Raw genomic sequence first — 14,912 nt, 5'->3', positions numbered from 1 at the left:
CGGCGACCGATTGCGCCATTCAGGGCTTTACCAGCACGCCATTCCAAGACAGATTCGCCGGGACTGGACAGAAAGGACCTTGGTAGATGGGCAACCCGCTTTACGATCGCTTGTTTGGCATACACGCGGGCAAAGAGACGCCTTTCCTGCATCTGCCCAACGGTCAGGTGCTGACCCATTCTGAATTCTTGGACATGGCCTCTCGGTTGGCCAATACCCTAATCGGCTTTGAGCTCGAACCCGGACAACGCGTTGCGGTTCAGGTGGAAAAGTCGCCCGAAGCGCTTGCGCTGTTTGCTGCTTGTGTGCAGACCGGTCTGGTTTTTCTGCCACTCAACACTGCCTATACGGTCAGCGAACTGAGCTATTTCATCGAAAACAGCGGCGCTGCGCTGGTGGTCTGCGATGATGTAAATAAGGCTGGACTGGCACCCGTCGCCGCCGCCCAGAAGGCACGACTTGAAACGCTAAACGCTGATGGATCCGGCAGCCTGATGCGGCGTGCTCTGGGTATGCTGCCTGCTTTCGAGCCGGTCAACCGCACCGAGGATGATCTGGCCGCCTTCCTGTACACGTCCGGCACGACCGGCCGATCCAAGGGCGCGATGTTGTCACAGGCCAATCTGCTGTCGAATGCCGAAACATTGGTACGGGAATGGCGGTTTACCGACGATGACGTGTTGCTGCATGCTCTGCCAATCTTTCACACTCATGGGCTGTTCGTGGCAACCAACGTGGTACTGGCTTCGGGCGGGTCGATGATCTTTCTGCCGAAATTCGATCAGGATGAGGTACTGCGGCATTTGCCTGATGCAACCGCGATGATGGGGGTTCCGACCTTCTACACCCGTCTGTTGGATGACGACCGGTTCACCGGCGATCTGGCACGTCATATGCGGCTGTTCATCTCGGGCTCGGCCCCAATGCTGGCCGAAACGCATCAGCAGTTTGAAGCCCGCACCGGGCACCGCATTCTTGAACGCTACGGTATGACCGAGACCAACATGAACACTTCGAACCCCTATGACGGTGAACGCCGCGCCGGATCCGTGGGGTTCCCCTTGCCGGGCGTTGAGCTCAAAGTGACCGACTCTGAGACGGGTGAAACCTTGCCACAGGGCGAAATCGGCATGATCGAGGTGCGTGGCCCCAACGTCTTTCAGGGCTATTGGGAAATGCCCGAGAAGACCGCAGCAGAGTTGCGCGAGGACGGGTTCTTTATCACCGGCGACCTTGGACGTGTGGACGCGGACGGCTATGTCCATATCGTCGGACGCGGCAAGGACCTGATCATCTCGGGCGGGTACAACATCTATCCCAAAGAGGTCGAACTGGTGCTGGACGACCAGCTCGGTGTTCTGGAAAGCGCAGTCATCGGCGTGCCCCATCCGGATTTCGGCGAAACCGTGTTGGGCCTGTTGGTAGCCGAACCAAACAAGTCGCCCGACCTCGAGGCCATCATGGCAAGCACACAGACCCAACTGGCGCGATTCAAACATCCCCGCAAGCTGATCGTGCTGAACGAATTGCCGCGCAATACGATGGGCAAAGTACAAAAAAACGCGCTGCGCGAAGCTTACAAAGACCTGTTTACCGAAGACTAGGTCTCAGCGGCGCGCGCCCCTGTGCGGTCAGCAACCAGCAATCACGGCCCTCGAACACGGCAGTGGCCAACGGATGACCATAGCCCGCGCCCGCATCCAAATTGATCCGATTGCCGCAATGTTCCGCCGCATCCACAGGGGTGTGACCATGCACGATCAGCCAGGGGTGCGGGCCAGATTCAACCAAAAATTCCTGCCGTATCCAAACCAGGTCATCTTCGGATTGCTGCGACAGTGGAAGACCGGGCCTGATGCCAGCGTGGACGAACAGCAGCTCATCCTCTTGATGGTAAACTGGCAAAGCGTTGATGAAATCCAGATGTGCTGGCGGTACGGCGGCACAGGCCCGTTCATGGACCTGATAGATGCGGTCATTGTCCGTGACTTCCACCCCGTAGGAGGCCAGCGTTTCCCCGCCACCCAGCCGAGGGTTCAGCCAGTTCAGCGTGATGGGCAGCTGCTTGTCCGCGATTTCTCGGTCCTGCACAAAGCGGGCCATCATGCGGTCGTGGTTGCCCTTGACCATGACCCAGTTGCGCCCCGCTTTTTGGCCTTCGATCAGCAGGTCCAGCACAGCGCGGCTGTCCGGGCCCCGGTCGACATAGTCACCCAGAAACACGATCTTTGCATCTGGCCCGCCATCGGCCTCGATCCGCGACAGCGCAACCTGCAGCATGCCGAGCTGGCCGTGGATGTCACCGATTGCATAAATTGGCGAGGACATGGAAAACCCTAAATCAACAGGAACACCCTGCTTGTGACGCGTCTTGGCGGCCGGGAAAAGAAAATACCCACGCCTTGGAAGACGCGGGTATGAAGTGTCTCAGATATTCAACACCGCCTCAGGCAACGTCGAACTCCAGCGGTTTGATTTGCGTGAACAGGCCGGTTTCGGCCAGCTTTGCCCGCGCCTCGGCTGGTACGGGTTCATCAACATAAAGCAAGGCGATCGCCTCCCCCCCTGCCTCGGCGCGTCCGAGGGTGAAGTTCGCGATATTGACGCTGTGCTCACCCATGGCCTGGCCCAACGCACCGATGATACCCGGCACATCTTCGTTTGTGGTATAAAGCATGTGCGCGCCCACCTCGGCGTCGATATTGATGCCTTTGATCTGAATGAAGCGCGGCTTGCCATCACTGAACACGGTTCCGCCGATCGAACGCTCGCGTTTCTCGGTCACGACAGTCACCTTGATATAGCCCTCGAAGGCGCCAGACTTGTCCTGATTGGTGGTCGAAATCTGAATACCACGTTCCTTGGCCACAACCGGGGCCGAAACCATGTTCACCTCGGGATTGAACTTCTTCATGATCCCGGCAACAGCCGAGCAGTTCAAAGCGGCAAGATTCATCTCTGACGCAACACCATCATACAGGATGTTGATCGCTTTGATCGGCTCATCCGTCATCTGACCAATGAATCCGCCCAGATGCCCGGCCAATTTGATCCACGGGCCCATGACCTTGGCCTCTTCGGCGGTGACGGACGGCATGTTCAGCGCGTTCTCAACCGCGCCGGTCAGCAGGTAGTTCGAGATCTGCTCAGCCACCTGCAGCGCCACGTTTTCCTGCGCCTCGGTCGTTGCGGCCCCCAGATGCGGCGTGCAGACGACGTTGGGCAGGTTGAACAGCGCGTTTTCCTTGGCAGGTTCCTCGCTGAACACGTCAAAGGCGGCCCCGGCGACATGGCCGGATTGCAACATCTCGGCCAGCGCCTCTTCGTCGACCAGACCACCACGGGCACAGTTGACGATGCGCACGCCGGGCTTGGTCTTGGCCAGATTTTCGCGGCTGAGGATGTTGCGAGTCTGATCGGTCAGCGGCACATGCAAGGTGATAAAATCGGCACGCGACAGCAGCTCATCCAGTTCAACCTTTTCAACACCCATCTTGGCGGCTTTCTCTTCGCCCAGATAGGGATCATAGGCGACAACCTTCATTTTCAGGCCCAGGGCGCGTTCGCAGACGATCCCGCCGATATTGCCCGCACCAATGACGCCCAAGGTCTTGTTGGTCAGCTCGATCCCCATGAACTTAGACTTTTCCCATTTGCCCGCATGGGTCGAAGTGCTGGCCTCGGGGATTTGCCGCGCCACGGCGAACATCATCGCAATCGCGTGCTCGGCTGTGGTGATCATGTTGCCAAACGGCGTGTTCATCACGATGACGCCCTTCTTGCTGGCGGCATCCTTGTCGACATTGTCGGTGCCGATGCCGGCGCGACCTATGACTTTCAGCTTGTCCGCATGTTCCAGCAAGGTCGGCGTGACCTTGGTGGCCGAGCGGATGGCAAGGCCGTCATATTGGCCAATCACTTCGGCCAGTTTATCTTTGTCCTTGCCCAGATCGGGCATGAAATCCACGTCGATGCCGCGGTCGCGGAAAATCTGAACAGCGGTTTCACTGAGTTTGTCAGAAACGAGTACTTTGGGAGCCATGTCTGTGGTCCTTGAATGTAATGAGATGTCCGGGCCTGAGGCGGCCCGGTGAAGATTGGGAAAGATCAGGCGGCTTCGGTTTGTGCTGCGAGCTCAGCCTCGAAGGCCCAGGCTAGCCAGGGCAACATCGCTTCGATATCCGAAGTTTCGACCGTGCCGCCGCACCAGATACGCAGACCCGCAGGTGCGTCGCGATAAGCCCCGATATCCAACGCGATATTCTCGGCCTCCAACCGCTTTGCAACGGCCTTGGCGAAGGCTGCGCCGTCCCGAATGCGCGCATCGGTGAATTTCAGACAGACAGACGTATTCGACTGCGTCGCCGGCTCGTCAGCCAGGTTGGCGATCCAGTCATTCTGCTCGCAGAACGCATACACCGCACCGGCATTCGCATCGGCCCGGCCAATCAATCCCTGCAGACCACCAACCGAGCGCGCCCAGTCCAATGCAAACAGATAGTCCTCAACCGCCAGCATCGACGGGGTGTTGATCGTGGCGCCAGTAAAGATACCATCGATCAGCTTACCGCCCTTGGTCAGGCGGAAAATCTTGGGCAATGGCCATGCGGGGGTATAGCTTTCAAGCCGCTCCACAGCGCGCGGGGAAAGGATCAGCATCCCATGCGCCGCCTCTCCGCCCAGAACTTTCTGCCAGCTAAACGTGGTCACATCCAACTTGTCCCACGGCAGGTCCATCGCGAAGGCCGCCGAAGTCGCATCGCAGATCGTCAAACCCTGACGGTCATCCGCGATCCAGTCACCGTTTGGCACCCGCACGCCCGAAGTTGTGCCGTTCCATGTAAAGACCACGTCATGGAAGAAGTCGACCGAGGCCAGATCGATGATCTGCCCATAATCGGCTGTTTTCACTTCGGCGTCGATTTTTAGCTGCTTGACCACATCCGTGATCCATCCCGCGCCAAAACTTTCCCAGGCCAGCATCTCGACCTTGCGCTCACCCAACAGCGACCACAGCGCCATCTCAACCGCGCCGGTGTCAGACGCGGGAACGATGCCGATCTTGTAATCTGCTGGAATGCCCAGCACTTCACGCGTACCTTCGATGGCCGCTTTCAGCTTGTCCTTGCCAACAGCAGCGCGATGCGAACGGCCAAGCGCGGCGTCAGCCAGTTTGGTCAGGTCAAATGTGGGGGGTTTGGCGCAGGGGCCCGAGGAAAAGCGCGGATTTGCCGGCCGCGTTTCAGGTTTGCGCACGGCGTCATGCGACGCCGGTTGTTCGATAGTCATGTGTATTACCCTTCCAGATACACGCCCCTCGTTGGGGAGGGGTGTCCCACGGACAGAGCTAGGGTGCAGACGCAGCATCAGCAAGCGAAAAAGACTCATCAGAAATCAAAAACGACACGGGTTTACGTGCGAATCCGGGGAGCAGGTTTCCGATAGGCGCAATTCCGTCACCGGTGGCCGTGGCTTAGCCGTTCAGTCGAACGGCCTCTCCGGTTGCCAGCGACTGTTGCGCTGCCAGCCCCATGCGCACGGCCCAAAGCCCATCCTGCAGCGTCACATCCGGCGCGGCCCTTTCGCCGCGGACAAGCGCCAGGAACCCCTGATGCTGGTAATAGGTCGATCCGTTATGATCCCCGGCAGCCAGCAGGCGCGGATCGACGGGGATGTCTTGCGACACCGGCCCTTTCGGGGCGCGCGGGCTGACAATCACCTGTGGAACCGGCGGCTCACCCAGATGATCGGGCCAGAACCGCCCCGGCCCCGGCACCAGCGCCTCGATCTTGGCCTGCGGTCCTGTGGCCGAGATTTCCTCTTGGTACCGCGATCCTTCGGCGAACATGCACAGTTCCAGCATCGCCCGCGTGCCGTTGGCGAAATCAACCAGAACATAACCGTGATCCAGAATATCCGGCGTTTCCCCATCATAGCTTTCGTCCAGATGGTTTACCGCCTGCCCACCGCTGGCGGTGATCCGCACCGGATCGGACCCAAGGATCAGCCGCATCAGGTCGAAGAAATGGCAGCATTTCTCGACAAATGTACCGCCGGTATTGCGGTTGAATCGGTTCCAGTTGCCGACTTTTTCCAGAAAGGGAAAACGATGTTCCCGGATCGTCAGCATCTTCACCCCGCCGGTGGAATGGAGCCCTTTGATCAAAGCGGCAATCGGAGGCATATAGCGATATTCCATCGCCACCCAGATTGGATGGGGATAGTCACGCTGCACCATTTCCAGCCGCGCCGCATCCTGCGGATCGGTGAAAAGCGGCTTTTCCACCAACAGGGGCAGTGGGCGCATCGCCGCGATGTCGCAGATCTGATCCACATGCAGGTGGTTCGGGCTGGCGATGACGAGGCAATCCAGATCCTTTACCGCGAGAAGGTCAGCCACCGACCCCACCATCACAGCCTCGGGCGCGATCTCTTGCGCGGCGTGGGCCATCTGCGGGTCGGGCTCATAGATTGCCGCCACGCGCGTGCCATCCAGCAGAGCGATATTGTGCAGGTGCTCCTGCCCCATCATGCCGCATCCGATCAGCCCGTAATTGATGGTCCGGGTCATGCGCGTTTCCTTTTACTTCAAGCGTTGAACATAGGTAGCCCGATCCGGATCGAACCAAGTTTTAGAGAATTCGACGGGTTCGGCCTGTTCTGACCAGCTGAACCGCTCGATATACCCGACTGTCTGCCCGACGGGCTTGGTGAAGCCCGTCGGTGTCCAATCGGGCAGCACCGCGATTGAAACCCTGTCTTCGGCCCGCGTGATCCAGAACCCCAACTGCTGCTGATAATAGCGATACAGCGAGTCAGACAGCAGGTCGCCGTCGATCAAACCCACTGATTCGTCGAGCCATATCTCTTCGACCGCGATGATTGTGTCATTCAAATAGCGCATCCGGCGCACGCGCGACCCCGTGGCCGCGGCTCCGAACCCGGGCAGATTGGCAGGCTTTTCCAGATGATCGACCGACAGGATATCCGCGCTTGGCAAACCGCCCCCTTCGGGCAGCTCAAGCCGGAACATCGCATAGACGCTGTTCTGCGTTCCGGTCTCACGGATGTAATTGCCCGAGCCCTGAATGCGTTCCAACATCCCTTTTTTCTCAAGCTCGGACAGCGATTTTCGCAGGGTTCCGACCGAGACATTCAGGTCCGCCGCCATGTCCCGTTCCGGCGGCAGGCGCTCACCGTCAATCAGACGGCCGGCCGCAATATCGCGGATCAGCAGTTCTGCAATCTGAACATATATCGGAAGGGCATTGGGGTTTCGGCTTGTGGGGGGCACGTCGGGGCGCTTCGATTGGTCACAGGAAAAATTGATACACTATTGATCTACATCAATGTGATTGCTACGCAAGAGAAAAAGCAAATCCATTGCGGAGACCGACTCAGATGACGATCGTACCAATCACCTCCCCCGATCTGAACGCGGCCGAGGTCTCGTGGTTTTCGGCTCTGTGTTCGGATGACTATCAGTTTCTGGGGATGCCCGATGGCGATCTGCGGTCCAGCTGGGACCACTGTTCCGCCATCGTGAAAGAGGCCGAGGCACAGGGGTTTCGCAACATCCTGTGCCCGTCATCCTATCAGGTCGGTCAGGACACGCTCAGCTTTGTTGCTGGATGCGCACCGATCACCGACAAGATCAACCTGCTGGCCGCGGTGCGTTGCGGTGAAATGCAGCCCATCATGCTGGCCCGCACAATCGCGACGCTGGATCACATGTTGCAGGGGCGCTTGACGGTCAACATCATCTCGTCCGATTTCCCTGGTGAAAAGGCAGACAGCGCGTTCCGTTATCAACGCTCGCGCGAAGTCGTCGAAATCCTGAAACAGGCTTGGACGCGGGATGAGATCAACCATGCGGGCGAGGTCTATAAATTCTCGGGCCTGACCACCGATCCAGCCAAACCCTATCAGACCGGCGGACCACTGTTGTATTTCGGCGGCTATTCCCCATCTGCGCTCGAACTGTGCGGAGAGCATTGCGATGTCTATCTGATGTGGCCAGAAACCAAGGATCAACTGGCCGGGCGGATGCAGGCGGTTCATGCGGTAGCCGAGAATTACAACCGGACACTGGATTACGGCTTGCGCGTTCACATGATCGTTCGCGATACCGAGGCCGAAGCGCAGGAATACGCTGATTACATCGTATCCAAGCTGGACGACGAATACGGTCGCGCCATCCGCGAACGGGCGCTGGATTCCACCTCGCTAGGTGTGGCGCATCAGGCCAAAAACCGCGATCTGGCGGATGAATACGGCTATGTCGAACCTGGTCTCTGGACAGGCGTGGGCCGGGCGCGGTCTGGCTGCGGCGCAGCGCTTGTGGGCTCCACCGATCAGGTCATGACCAAGATTGAAGACTATCAAAAGATGGGCATCCGCGCCTTCATCTTCTCGGGCTATCCACATCTGGACGAGGCCCGCCATTTCGGTGCCCGCGTGATGCCCAACCTGAAAACCTGCTCGCTTCCCGAGGAATACGGACGCGTGCCCAAAACCATCCCAGCCACCCCGCTGGGCAACGGAGTTCGCCGCTAATGCAACGTGTAAAGCTTTCAGACACGCTGGAAATGAGCCGTCTGGTATACGGCATGTGGCGCTTGGGTGATGACAGTGACACCTCGGCGGATCATGTCGAAGCCAAGATACAAGCCTGCCTGGATCAGGGCATCACCACATTCGATCAGGCCGACATCTATGGCGGTTACGCAGCCGAGGCGGTTTTGGGCAACGCCCTGCGCGCCAACCCGGCGCTGCGCGCGCGGATGGAGATCGTCACCAAATGCGACATCGTTGCGCCGATGGGCCGATACGCAGACGCCAAGGTCAAATATTATGACACATCGCGCGCGCATATCCTGAAATCGGTTGAAACCTCGCTGACCGAGATGGCAATCGACCATGTCGACCTGCTACTGATCCACCGCCCTGATCCCTTCATGGACCACCATGAGACTGGCGCAGCGCTGGACGAGGTCGTGGCCAGCGGCAAGGTGGGCGCGGTTGGCGTATCGAATTTCCGCCCGTGGGACTGGACCCTGCTGCAATCAGCGATGAAGACCCAACTGGTCACCAACCAGATCGAGATCTCGTTGGGCGAAATCCGCCCCTTCACCAATGGCGACCTGGCGTTTCATCAACAGCATGGGCAGCCGGTGATGGCGTGGTCGCCGTTGGGCGGCGGACTGCTGATGGCCGGGAACCCTCCGGTCGGCGTGGTCGCGGATGAGATCGCGGCGGAATTCGGAGTGGACCGGGCCGCAGTGGCCGTGGCCTTCCTTCTGGCACATCCTGCAGGCATCCTGCCGGTGCTGGGCACCAACAATCTGGGCCGGATCAAACAGATTTCGGACGCCTTGAAAGTCAATCTGGATCGCGAGAGTTGGTACCGCCTTTATGAGGCCGCACTGGGCCATGAGGTACCATGATGAATGCAATGTCTCAGGACATGAACCATACTTTCATCCCACACAAGGATGACACCCGAACCCTGCGCGATGCGTTTGGCCGCTTTGCCACCGGAGTTACCATCGTCACCTGCAACAGCACGGACGGTCCGGTCTGCATCACCGCCAACAGTTTTTCGTCCCTGTCGCTGGACCCGCCCCTGATCATGTGGGCCGGCGACCGCAACTCGCGCCGCTTCCCCTATTTCCACAAGGCGCGCCATTTCAGCGTTCATGTATTGTCCTCTGAACAGGCCGAGCTGTGTTTCGGCTGCTCGAAAAACGCCTTTGCGCTGCGGGACATCGCCCATGGGCATTGCTCGAATGGCACCCCTCTGCTGCCGGATTGTCTGGCACGGTTTGAATGTGAACAACACGCTTATCACGACGCAGGCGATCATGTGATCGTGGTGGGCAAAGTCCTGAAGGCCAGCATAAGCGATGGAGACGCGCTGACCTTCTATGCCGGAAAACTCGGCCAATTCGCGCAGTCCTAAGCGCGCTCTGACGACTGCGGGACAAACCCGCGGCTGACATAGGGAGGAAACGCATGGGCGGACTGGCAACGATGCTGGCGCCGATTGCATTCGTGAACGAAACCGTGCTGCGATTGGGCCGCGCGGTTGGCGTCGTTGCGATTGCATTCATGGTGACCGCAATCCTGATTCAGGTATTCTTCCGATATGTGCTAGGCAACGCACTGCCCTGGCCGGATGAGGCCGCCCGGTTCTGCATGCTCTGGATGACGGGTCTGATGGCCCCGACCGCATTTCGCCGCGGCGGGTTCGTGGCCATCGACATGGTGCCCCTGATGCTTCCGCGCGTATTGGGACAGATACTGATGCTCGCGCTGCTGTTCGTGTCACTGGCAGTGCTGCTGGTGGCGGTTAAGATCGGCTGGTCCGAAGTGACCGGGTTCGGGGGCAAATTCGCAACCGCCGCCTTGTATATTCCTACCTCATTTGGCTTTGACGAATGGTACCGCGTCCCGCGTAGCTGGATGATGGCCTCGCTGCTGGTGGGGGTGGCCCTTCTGATCGTAGTAAATGTCGAGCTGATCCTGCGCGCGATTGTCTCGCTATTGGGGGGCGCAGACCTGCTGCCTGAAATTGCCGACGCACCGGTGGGGGCTGAATAGATGTTGATTTGGTTCCTGCCCACCTTCCTTGTCTTTCTGATGATCGGCCTGCCGGTCTTTTTCGCCCTTTTGGCCGCCCCGGGTATCCTGCTGTGGCTGAATGGCCAATCCAATGACATCACCCTGCTGTACCGCAATGTTTATAACGGCATGGACAGCTTTCCCCTGATGGCAATCCCTTTCTTCATGCTGGCCGGAGAGCTAATGAACCGCGGCGGGATAACCATCCGTCTGGTGGAATTCAGCCAAGCCTTGATGGGCCATTTTCGCGGCGGGTTGGCGCATGTGAACGTGCTCAGCTCGATCCTGTTTGCGGGACTTTCAGGCTCTGCCGTGGCGGATACATCAGCGCTGGGTTCAATGCTGATCCCGGCGATGGAGAAGCAGGGCTATACCCGCAAATTTGCCGCGGCAATCACGGCGGCCAGTTCCGTCATAGGCCCGATCATCCCGCCTTCGGGCATCATGATCATCTACGCTTATGTGATGGGAGAAAGCGTTGCGGCGCTGTTTCTGGCCGGAATCGTGCCGGGCGTAATGGTTGGCGTTGGCCTGATGCTGATGATCAAATTCATGGCCGACAAGTATGATTTTCCCGTTGCCAGCCGCAAATACACATGGAGTGAACGGGGTCAGGCCAGCCTCAAGGCGTTCTTTCCACTGCTGACTCCGGTGATCATTCTGGGTGGTATTCTGGGCGGTATCTTTACACCTACCGAAGCCGCAGCGGTGGCCGTCGGCTATGCCTTTCTGATCGGCTTTTTCATCCTGCGCACCCTGACGCTCAAAGAAGTGCCCGAGATCCTCAGCAATGCCGGCCTGACCTCCGCCGTCGTTCTGCTGCTGGTGGGGGCGGCGATGGCGTTCAAAACCGTGGTCAGCCTCAGCCATGCGCCAGAACAGCTGGCCTCGCTGATCCTCAGCCTGTCGGAAAACCCGCTGATCCTGCTGTTTCTGATCAACCTGCTCTTGTTCGTTGTCGGCATGTTTCTGGATGCCGGGCCTGCGATCATCATTCTTGGGCCGATCCTGGGACCGATCTTTACCAGCCTCGGCGTCGACCCGATCCACTTTGCCATCATCATGAGCGTCAATTTGACCGTTGGTCTGGCCACACCGCCCATGGGGCTGGTGCTGTTCGTGGCCGCAGCCGTGTCGCGCGAAAAGGTTGAAACCATTGCCAAGGCGATCCTGCCGTTTCTGGCCGTTGAAATCATCGTGATCTTTCTGATCACTTACATCCCCGCATTATCCATGACGATCCCGAGGATAACGGGATTTGCCAACTAACTGAGTTCCACAGGGAGGAAACGCATGCTAAGAACCTTTATCAAAACCGCAGCGGTGGCCACGTCGCTGGTCGCCGCATCAGCCATCGTGGCCACGGCAGCAGATTATACGCTGCGCGCCACGGCCAACTCGAACGAAAATGACGAGGATTATGACGGTCTGATCGTTTTCAAAAACTATGTCGAAGCCGCTTCGAACGGCGCGATCGAGGTCGAGCTGTTCATCGGTACGCAGCTGTGTTCGAACGGCGCGGAATGCCTGCAGGGCGTGGCTGATGGCACCATCGACATCTATATCTCGACCTCAGGCGGGGCGTCGGGCATCTTTCCCTATGTTCAGGTCCTCGACCTGCCTTACCTGATGGCGGATGACCGGATTGCCGAGCATGTTCTGTCCGGTGATTTCACCCGCCAGATGCGCGACATGGCGCTTGAGGATTCCGGTGGCGCGATCCGTCTGATGACCATCGGCAACACTGGTGGCTGGCGCAACTTTGCCAACACCCAGCGTCGCGTGGCTGAACCAGCTGATATGGAAGGGTTGAAAATCCGCACCGTGGTCGCTGACCTGCCACAAGAGCTGGTTAAAGCACTGGGTGCATCGCCCACCCCGATCCCGTGGCCGGAACTGTTCACCAGCTTTCAAACCGGTGTGGTTGAAGGGTCCAAGAACGGCATCACCGACATCATGGGCATGAAATTCCCCGATGCAGGCCTGCAATATGTCACCCTGGACGGCCATGCCTATATGGGCGCTCTGTGGTGGATGAATAACGCCAAGTTCCAGGAGATGCCCGAAGACATGCGCCGCGTGGTGGTCGACGGGTTCTATGCGCTGCAGCAGGCCACGTTCGCGTCGCCCAAGCGCAAGTCGATCCAGGCCTATGAGGATTTCGTCGCCGGTGGCGGCGACCTCTATGTGCCGACACCCGATCAGAAAGCCGCGTTCAAAGAGGCCGCGACCCCGGTTTATGCCTGGTTCCAGTCCAACGTGGCGCGCGGGGACGAAGTGTTCACCGCCCTGACCGAGGCTGTTGCCGCAGCTGAGGCGGATGTGAACGCATCCCGCGATGCGGACCTGAACTAAGCCATGGTGCCGGGCTTTCGAGCCCGGCCCTTACCGAAACGGGTACATCCACCCCTTGTAGTCGTTGACCAGAACATGCGCTTTTTCGATCTGCTCCGGCGACATTTTCTTGACTACTTCCTCAAGGCTGATTGCCGCATCGGGATCGCCACCAATAGCGCTGAGCGTGTACCACATATACGCCCGCACCAGATCGGGCGCGGGCATTCCCAGACCCAACTCATAATACCAGCCGATCCCCGATTGTGCCCCCGGATGCCCCTTCATCGAGGCGCGCAGATACCACTCAAACGCGCGCTCGTAATCCTGCTCAACCCCCAGACCCAGCCCGTACATTACCCCGATCAGCTCTTCAGCCTCGGCATTGCCCGACCGTGCGGCGGGCATCAGTTCCTCGCGCGCAGCCTGAAACTCCCCGGCTTCCATCAGATCGCGCGCCTGTTCCAGCTCGGCCAGCGCCGGGGCCGCAAACAGGCAAAGGGCAAATACAAACTGGCGCATGGGATTGCTTTCCTTTTCGCCGGTGCGGCCGCAGCGCAAGAGCTGCCACGCCCGCTGACCGATGATGATTTCCTGTCCTTTGATATGGAACAGGCCGCCATTGGTCATCAACTGTTTTACGATCCGATCCTGTCGGGCAATCAAAACATCGCCTGTGCCCATTGCCACCACCCGGATTTCGGCACATCCGATGGGCTGTCACTGGGCATCGGCGAAGGCGGTCAGGGGTTAGGCCCCGATCGCACGCCGGGCACTGGGTCCGACAAAATCCGCAAGCGTATTCCCCGAAATTCGCCCGGCCTTTGGAACCTCGGGGCGAAGAACATCCATACTGTTTTCCATGACGGACGACTGAGTATCTCGGATGTCTATGGCAACGGCTTCAACTCTCCGGCGCAGGAATGGTTGCCCGCGGGATTGAATTCTCTGCTGGCCGCGCAGGCGCTGTTTCCAATGACATCCCAGTTTGAGATGGCAGGAAATGTGGCTGAAAACGAAGTAACCGGCGCGGTACATGACCGGATAGACAAGGGCTGGCCGATCCTTGCCAAGCGTGTGCGCACCGACCCCGCCTACGGTCCGGCCATGATCGCAGCCTTTCCTGAAGTCAAGACATCCGAAGACATAACGATCACCCAGATCGCCAATGCTCTGGCCGCTTTCATGGCCATCGAATGGCGCAGCATCGACAGCCCGTTTGATCAATATCTGGCTGGGAACACCGATGCTCTGACACCAACCCAAAAGTCCGGGATGGCCCTGTTCTACGGCAAGGCGCGCTGTGCCACCTGTCACTCCGGCCCGCTATTGTCGGATCAGAAGTTCCACGCGCTGGCCCTGCCGCCCTTTGGCCCCGGTCGCACCCGGCAATGGGATCCCAATGTCCGCGATGTTGGCCGCATGGGCGAAAGCGACCGGCTTGAGGATGCCTACCGCTTTCGAACGCCGATGCTGCGCAATGTCGCTCTAACCGCACCATACGGCCATAACGGGGCCTTTCCCGATCTCGACAGCGTGATCCGCCATCACCTCAACCCTGAACGCAGCCTGTCGCGTTGGACCCGTGACATGGCCGCCCTGCCCGAAATTCCGTGGCTGGAACAGATTGATTTCGCGGTATGGGACGATCAGTTCGAAATGGCGCGCCAACGCAGCCGGATCGACATCCCAGAGATTGACCTGACAGATGCAGAAATCGCCAGTCTTGTGGAATTTCTGCATGGTCTGACCGGGACCAGCATCAAGACGCCGCCATTTGGGGTTCCTGGCAATTTCATCCCATAAGATCAGCCCCTGGCCAGAGCGGGGGCTGATCTGGTTGTCGTCTGTTTACTCAGCTGCGTCTTCGTATTCGGACATTGGTGGGCATGTGCAGATGAGGTTTCGGTCTCCGTATGCGTTGTCGACGCGGTTGACGGGGGACCAGTATTTGT

General features: G+C 58.9%; 14 protein-coding genes. 8 read left to right on the top strand and 6 right to left on the bottom strand.

The features are described from left to right. Positions 1-86: 86 nt before the first annotated feature. Positions 87-1,604 carry a malonate--CoA ligase gene (locus tag AC2FLE_RS12980; protein ID WP_496697511.1) on the top strand — a complete coding sequence of 506 codons (1,518 nt, stop codon included), beginning with the start codon at positions 87-89 and terminating at the stop codon, positions 1,602-1,604. Here the strand turns inward: AC2FLE_RS12980 and AC2FLE_RS12975 are convergent. From AC2FLE_RS12975 to AC2FLE_RS12955, 5 genes are all read right to left on the bottom strand, one after another. Further along, positions 1,591-2,328 carry a metallophosphoesterase family protein gene (locus tag AC2FLE_RS12975; RefSeq protein WP_496697509.1) on the bottom strand — a complete coding sequence of 246 codons (738 nt, stop codon included), beginning with the start codon at positions 2,326-2,328 and terminating at the stop codon, positions 1,591-1,593. The genes AC2FLE_RS12980 and AC2FLE_RS12975 overlap by 14 nt on opposite strands. 118 nt (positions 2,329-2,446) lie before the next feature. Then, a complete protein-coding gene (gene serA, locus AC2FLE_RS12970; RefSeq protein WP_496697508.1) occupies positions 2,447-4,042 on the bottom strand; it encodes a phosphoglycerate dehydrogenase in 1,596 nt (531 codons plus the stop codon). Between the two features lie 65 nt (positions 4,043-4,107). Further along, the gene (locus AC2FLE_RS12965) at positions 4,108-5,289 is read right to left on the bottom strand and encodes a phosphoserine transaminase (RefSeq protein ID WP_496697507.1); all 1,182 of its coding nucleotides are present in this window, start codon (positions 5,287-5,289) and stop codon (positions 4,108-4,110) included. Between the two features lie 184 nt (positions 5,290-5,473). Beyond that, positions 5,474-6,571: a Gfo/Idh/MocA family protein gene (locus AC2FLE_RS12960; protein ID WP_496697505.1), complete on the bottom strand. Its 1,098-nt coding sequence runs from the start codon at positions 6,569-6,571 to the stop codon at positions 5,474-5,476. A gap of 12 nt (positions 6,572-6,583) precedes the next feature. Then, a complete protein-coding gene (locus AC2FLE_RS12955; RefSeq protein ID WP_496697503.1) occupies positions 6,584-7,294 on the bottom strand; it encodes a GntR family transcriptional regulator in 711 nt (236 codons plus the stop codon). 107 nt (positions 7,295-7,401) lie between these two features. Here AC2FLE_RS12955 and AC2FLE_RS12950 point away from each other — a divergent pair, with 107 nt between their 5' ends. The 6 genes from AC2FLE_RS12950 to AC2FLE_RS12925 are packed head-to-tail and all read left to right on the top strand — an operon-like array spanning position 7,402 to position 12,978. Continuing rightward, positions 7,402-8,556, top strand: coding sequence for an LLM class flavin-dependent oxidoreductase (locus AC2FLE_RS12950; protein WP_496697502.1), 1,155 nt, complete (start codon positions 7,402-7,404; stop codon positions 8,554-8,556). Further along, positions 8,556-9,446, top strand: a complete 891-nt coding sequence (locus AC2FLE_RS12945; protein WP_496692572.1) for an aldo/keto reductase — start codon at positions 8,556-8,558, stop codon at positions 9,444-9,446. Before AC2FLE_RS12950 ends, AC2FLE_RS12945 begins: the two co-directional genes overlap by 1 nt. After that, positions 9,446-9,961: a flavin reductase family protein gene (locus AC2FLE_RS12940; RefSeq protein ID WP_185956692.1), complete on the top strand. Its 516-nt coding sequence runs from the start codon at positions 9,446-9,448 to the stop codon at positions 9,959-9,961. The genes AC2FLE_RS12945 and AC2FLE_RS12940 overlap by 1 nt, the downstream gene beginning before the upstream one ends. Before the next feature lie 53 nt (positions 9,962-10,014). Continuing rightward, positions 10,015-10,602: a TRAP transporter small permease gene (locus AC2FLE_RS12935; protein WP_496689969.1), complete on the top strand. Its 588-nt coding sequence runs from the start codon at positions 10,015-10,017 to the stop codon at positions 10,600-10,602. Further along, the gene (locus AC2FLE_RS12930) at positions 10,603-11,892 is read left to right on the top strand and encodes a TRAP transporter large permease (RefSeq protein WP_496697500.1); all 1,290 of its coding nucleotides are present in this window, start codon (positions 10,603-10,605) and stop codon (positions 11,890-11,892) included. It begins immediately after the preceding gene. Positions 11,893-11,916: 24 nt separating this feature from the next. Then, entirely contained in the window at positions 11,917-12,978 is a 1,062-nt protein-coding gene (locus AC2FLE_RS12925) for a TRAP transporter substrate-binding protein (protein WP_496697498.1), read from the top strand. Positions 12,979-13,008: 30 nt separating this feature from the next. Here AC2FLE_RS12925 and AC2FLE_RS12920 read toward each other — a convergent pair whose 3' ends face one another. Next, positions 13,009-13,479 (bottom strand): tetratricopeptide repeat protein, encoded by a 471-nt coding sequence (locus AC2FLE_RS12920; protein ID WP_496697700.1) that lies wholly within the window; start codon positions 13,477-13,479, stop codon positions 13,009-13,011. Positions 13,480-13,563: 84 nt separating this feature from the next. On the opposite strand from AC2FLE_RS12920, the gene AC2FLE_RS12915 reads away from it, so the two are divergent. Then, entirely contained in the window at positions 13,564-14,763 is a 1,200-nt protein-coding gene (locus tag AC2FLE_RS12915) for a cytochrome-c peroxidase (protein ID WP_496697496.1), read from the top strand. Positions 14,764-14,912 lie beyond the last annotated feature (149 nt).

Source organism: Ruegeria sp. CDSA077, from assembly GCF_059612265.1.
This window is presented reverse-complemented; position numbering and strand designations above follow the sequence as displayed.